Annotated in this window: 3 protein-coding genes and 1 pseudogene; 3 read left to right on the top strand and 1 reads right to left on the bottom strand. The window is 61.8% G+C overall.

Annotated elements, in window-relative coordinates:
• A pseudogene (locus tag JHD07_RS04915) lies at positions 1 to 324 on the bottom strand (hypothetical protein); the annotation flags it as partial.
• A gap of 230 nt (positions 325 to 554) precedes the next feature.
• Between JHD07_RS04915 and JHD07_RS04910 the strand changes: the two are divergent.
• The 3 genes from JHD07_RS04910 to JHD07_RS04900 all read left to right on the top strand — a co-directional run.
• Complete coding sequence (locus JHD07_RS04910; RefSeq protein WP_291619561.1) at positions 555 to 1,004, top strand: hypothetical protein; 450 nt, start codon at positions 555 to 557, stop codon at positions 1,002 to 1,004.
• A gap of 5 nt (positions 1,005 to 1,009) precedes the next feature.
• Complete coding sequence (locus tag JHD07_RS04905) at positions 1,010 to 1,489, top strand: hypothetical protein (protein ID WP_291619559.1); 480 nt, start codon at positions 1,010 to 1,012, stop codon at positions 1,487 to 1,489.
• A gap of 76 nt (positions 1,490 to 1,565) precedes the next feature.
• The coding region (locus tag JHD07_RS04900; RefSeq protein WP_291619557.1) for a DUF4132 domain-containing protein at positions 1,566 to 4,903 on the top strand (3,338 nt) is incomplete at its 3' end.

Here is a 4,903-nt window from a genome sequence, read left to right as displayed (position 1 = left end):
TTGCCCTTCCTCGCCGATCGCTGCCACCGCGCTCAGCTTCATGCGCTCACCTAGCGTCTTGACGAAGGTCGCGTACAATTCCTTGGCGCGGTCCTTGTCGGGATTGCGAAACACGGAGAGCATCATCGTGTCGCCGCGCCCGGCCTGGTAGATGCAGCCGCGGCCATCCTGGTTCGAGATCAGCGACCATTTCAGCGCCGGCATCGCGGCGGCGAGCTCCTTTGCGCTGATGAACGGGCAGGTTTCGGCAGCGTGCAACGGAAGCGGAGCGGTGGCGATGGCAAGCAGAGCGAGACAGGAGAACAGGCGATCAATGGTGCGCATGGAACAAGCTTACTATCGAAAATGGCGCGCATTCATGACATAGTCGAGCGCATATTTCATTGAAATTGTAATCTAAATCCACCCGCGACTGTACCGGAGCGACTGGCCCGTCAACGGACAGATGCCCTCTGAATATTTACGATGGTGCCGCAATTCCAATGATCGCAGTTTCCCGAATCGTAATTTCCCCGGTAGCATTCTCCGGGGCAAGCTCGCAAGGAGTGTGATTCATGAATGCGGTGTTGGAGGTTTATGACGAGCGGAAGCCGGGCGCCGCGCGCGAGTTGCGCCACCGGATCGAATTGCCGACTGAACGAATGACCGCCCGAGACCTCATCCGCTGCCGCATCGAGGCGGACGTGGCCATGCACAATGCGCTCGAACGCTCGCGCCTTGACGGGAAAATCACCGCCGAGCGTGGTGCTTCCGACGGATGGTTGGTCACGCCGAATCCAATCGAGCGAACCCTGAACGGACCGCGCGAGGTCTACGGTCCGGGCTCCTATCTCGACCTGATCGAGAGCGAGCGCTTGATCGCGGTCGCACTCAAGGCATTTGCGCGTAACGGTTTCTTCATGATCTTCGACGGCCGTCAGATCGTCGACCTCGACGAGGTCTTGTCGGTCGAGCACACCAGCACCGTGACTTTCCTCCGCCTCGTGCCGCTGGTCGGCGGCTGATCCGGATGCCCGAATATCCCTACGATCGGTTCGCCCATTTCCCGCCGGCGCAGGGCTTCGTTGCACGCGTGCGGAGCATCTGGTTCTCGACGCGAAATTCAGTTTCGAAAAGGATTTCGCATCTCAGAATGCGCCTGAGTGCGTGGTGGTATCGCCGAAAGCGCGAACCAATCGTAGCGTTCGATCTGCGGACTGGACAGCCCGTTCTCGCGGGCCTTCCAAACAGGGTCGACGAGCGGATCGTAAATTGGAACAGCTTGACTGAGCTCAAGGCCCGTGCCGCCGACTCTTACGAGCCGACAGGCCGTCGGCATGCCGAAATCCCGATGCTGATCTACGAAGGTGAGGAGGCCTGGGCCGAGCAACTCCCTGAGGATATCAGGCTCATGACGTCCGAGGAATACGCCCGCCGCGTCTGCCACCTGCTCACGACAAACCGCATTTCACACGACGAATACCGCACGCTTACGGGTTTGAGCTGGTAGCCGCGACGGTGCGCACATGCGATCCGTCCAAGGAGCGTGCCAGTCATACCATACGCTTCTTGAAGGATGATCATTCATGGCGCTGCTCGACCCGTTGAAGCCGAAGGTGCGGACTCTCGAGGATTGGTCGCCGGACACGCCTCGCGCACGCATCGACATGGACGCGTTGTTCGCCGACCTGCGCCAGTCGGGCGTGGCGACGCTCGACGGCTTCCTGAACGAGTGCCTCGACGGCGACCGGCTGCCCTTTCAGGTCGACTACCTTCGAGTATCGCGGATCGCCAACGAACTATCCGAGACCGACAGGCTGCAATTGTTCGGCCGCGGGGCGCAGATCTCGGCGATCATCACCGATATCAACCTCAAGTGGCCCGGGACGCTTCGGACGGACAAAGCTCGGTTGTGGGCTCGCCTGCTCGATTATGCCGTGCATTCAATTGTGGACACGAAGGTCCAACTCGACGACCCGACGGCCGCCGCTCTGGGACGCACCGCGCACATCAGCGCACGGATTCCCGAAGACTCGGCCACCAGAATGCATCTGCTGTACATAGCCGAGATCCTTGCCGGCTGCACACCCGTGCCCATGAGCGACGCGCAACGCCAGGTCATCGCCGATGTTGCCGACCTGATCGAAGGCTTCGCTTGGGCTCCCCATCGTTACGCAAACGCGATCCGCGTCGTTGAGCCGTTGTATCATCGGCTTGGGCGCACATTTTCTGACGGCGTCCTGTTTCAGCGCAGAGAGCGAGCGAGAGAAACGGCGCGTTTGGCCATCGTCCATGTTTGCGAGGGGACACGTTCACCGGTCAAGGACTTGATCGAGACGCTTCATCAGCCTTCTCCGGACAGCAAGGCGCAGCAAATTCAGAATTCTCTGGCAGCGGAGATCCTGGCGTCTTCACCTTCGACAAAGGGAGAGGCCCTCGCCATGATGGCCGAGGCGAGCCGCCGCAAGGACGCGCTTGTAGCGGGCGAGGTTGGCAATTTTCCACCTTATTCGGAGTATGCCGACTACGCAGCCATTGGTCATATTACCTATCATGGATCCGGTCCATTCTCGAATCTGTTCCGCCAGTTGCTCAAGACCAAGCTCGTCACCAGCGACGCGGCGGCGGTCACCTTGCTCACCGCCATGCCCGGATTGGAAATCTTGCAGGATGTTCGCGTCATCAACGCTGTGATCGCAACGATGAAGACCGAAGCAGCTCCGCAAACCAGAGCGGCCGCCAGCGCATGCCTTGCGTGGCTCCAGGGAAAATTTCCGACCGCGGCTACGACCAAGCAAAGGTCGTTTCGCGCACAGGCCATTCCCCGCCTCAAGGCCGCGCTTCACACCACTGACGGCAAGCAGGCGACCGAAGAGCCATTACCGCCGCGTCCCGAATTGAAGGGTTGGTCCAACGCCCCTGCGTTCGAAAAAGCCCTCACGGCCTATTATGGCGACCTCAATGATCTCAGAAAATGCACCCTGCAGGACGTCGCCTTTGTCGAAGACTATCTGAAGGGCCCTGCGCAGCCCGACACGCCCTACAAGGTCACGGAAGAGACGACACAGGAAAGATTCGACGAAGAATGGGCGATCAGCCATTGGCATGCGGGGAGGCGATGGTTCTCCGGCGTGCTCCTGAATCGGATGCGGAAAGCCGCTAAGATCCCCGCAGAATTTCACGCCGCTTGGAAGGCGCTGCATGTTTGCGCCTACCAACTCGAGGGCAAGAGCACGCCTTCGGAGAAGTGGCGGAAGGCAGCCCGCCCCTCGGTGTCCAATCTGAACGCCGAACAGCGGATCGTGTTTCTGACCACGATCCTCGACGTCTTGAACCCCGAGCAGGGTTTCCCGACCGATCCGCTTGCGCGCGCGGTGATCTACATCTCGGCCGACTGGGCGCCCGATGCCGTCGGACCGATCCTGACGCGCCACGCTCAGAAGATCTGCTTCGAAACCGTTCCCGGATTGGGCATGCGCAACGAGCGCCTCGGCAACGCCTGTCTGTGGGCCCTCATTCATCTGCCCGATGGCGGGGGCGTGCGCTATCTCGCCCGGCTGCTGGCGCGCGTGAAATATCCCAAGGTGAGAAAGCGCATCGAGGCCGCACTGAACGAAGCCGCGGCAAAGGCGGGCATCACCCGGGGCGAACTCGACGAGCTATCGATCCCGACGCATGATCTCGACGCGCGCGGCACCACTGAGATCGCCGTCGGCGACGGCGCCGCGCTTCTGTCGATTACCGGCACAGCCTCGGTCGACGTGGCGTGGCGCGCGGCAAACGGGAAGATCTCCAAGTCGGTCCCGGCCAAGCTGAAGGAGAACAAGGGCGCCATCAAGTCGGTGAAGACGTTCGCCAAGGAGATCGAGGCCGACCTGTCCGTCCAGCCGCAACGCCTGCAACGGCTCTGGCTCGATGAGCGGCGCTGGCCCGCGGAGACCTGGCGGCAACGCTACGTGCAGCATCCGCTGCTCGGCGCGCTGAGCCGCCGGCTGATCTGGAACGTCCATCATGGCGACGAGCGCGTCGCCATGCTCTGGTCGGGTGAGGGCATGAGCGACGTCAGCGGCAGGCCGGTCTCGATCGATCGCGCGGAGATCACGCTCTGGCACCCGATCGGCTGCGATGTCGACGAGGTGATGGCGTGGCGAGCTAGAGTCAGTGCGCTCGGCATCGTGCAGCCGTTCAAGCAGGCGCACCGGGAAGTCTATCTCGTCACCGACGCCGAACGGCGCACCGGCGCCTATTCGAACCGTTTTGCCGGGCACATCGTCAAGCAACATCAGCTCATGGCGCTGGCCCGCCTCAATGGCTGGGTGGTGACGCATCGGATCTGGGCCGACACGCCCAACGACCAGCCGACCCACATCGTGCTGCCGCGGCAGGGCCTTGTCGCCGAATTCTGGACCGAGGGTGCCGGCGGCGATGATCCGGAGGTCACCGATTCGCAGGCCTATCTCTATCTGACGACCGATCAGCTTCGCTTCTACCGGATCGCCAATCCCGCCGAAGCCGCCTCCGCTCACGGGCCGCAACGGGTCGCAGTCGTGGATATCGCCGATATCCCGCCGCTCGCGCTATCGGAGGTGATGCGGCATTGCGACTTGTTTGTCGGCGTGGCCTCGGTGGCGAACGATCCCAACTGGGCCGATGGCGGCCGAGATGCTAAACATCCCAACCAGTGGCGTCGCACGATCGGCGCCGACTATTGGCAGACACAGGCTTTCGGCGACCTCAGCGTGATGGCGGAGACGCGTCTTGCATTCATGACTGCCCTTCTGCCGAGCCTGGCGATCGGCAAGGTCTCGCGCATCGTCGACGGCAAGTTCCTGCGCGTCGAGGGCAAGCTGGGCGCCTACAAGATCCATCTTGGCTCTGGCAACATCATGATGGAGCCAACCGACCAGTATCTGTGCATCGTCCC

This window comes from Bradyrhizobium sp., assembly GCF_016462955.1.
GTDB lineage: Bacteria > Pseudomonadota > Alphaproteobacteria > Rhizobiales > Xanthobacteraceae > Bradyrhizobium.
The sequence above is the reverse complement of the archived record's forward strand: the minus strand, read 5'-3'. Positions and strand labels throughout refer to the sequence as shown.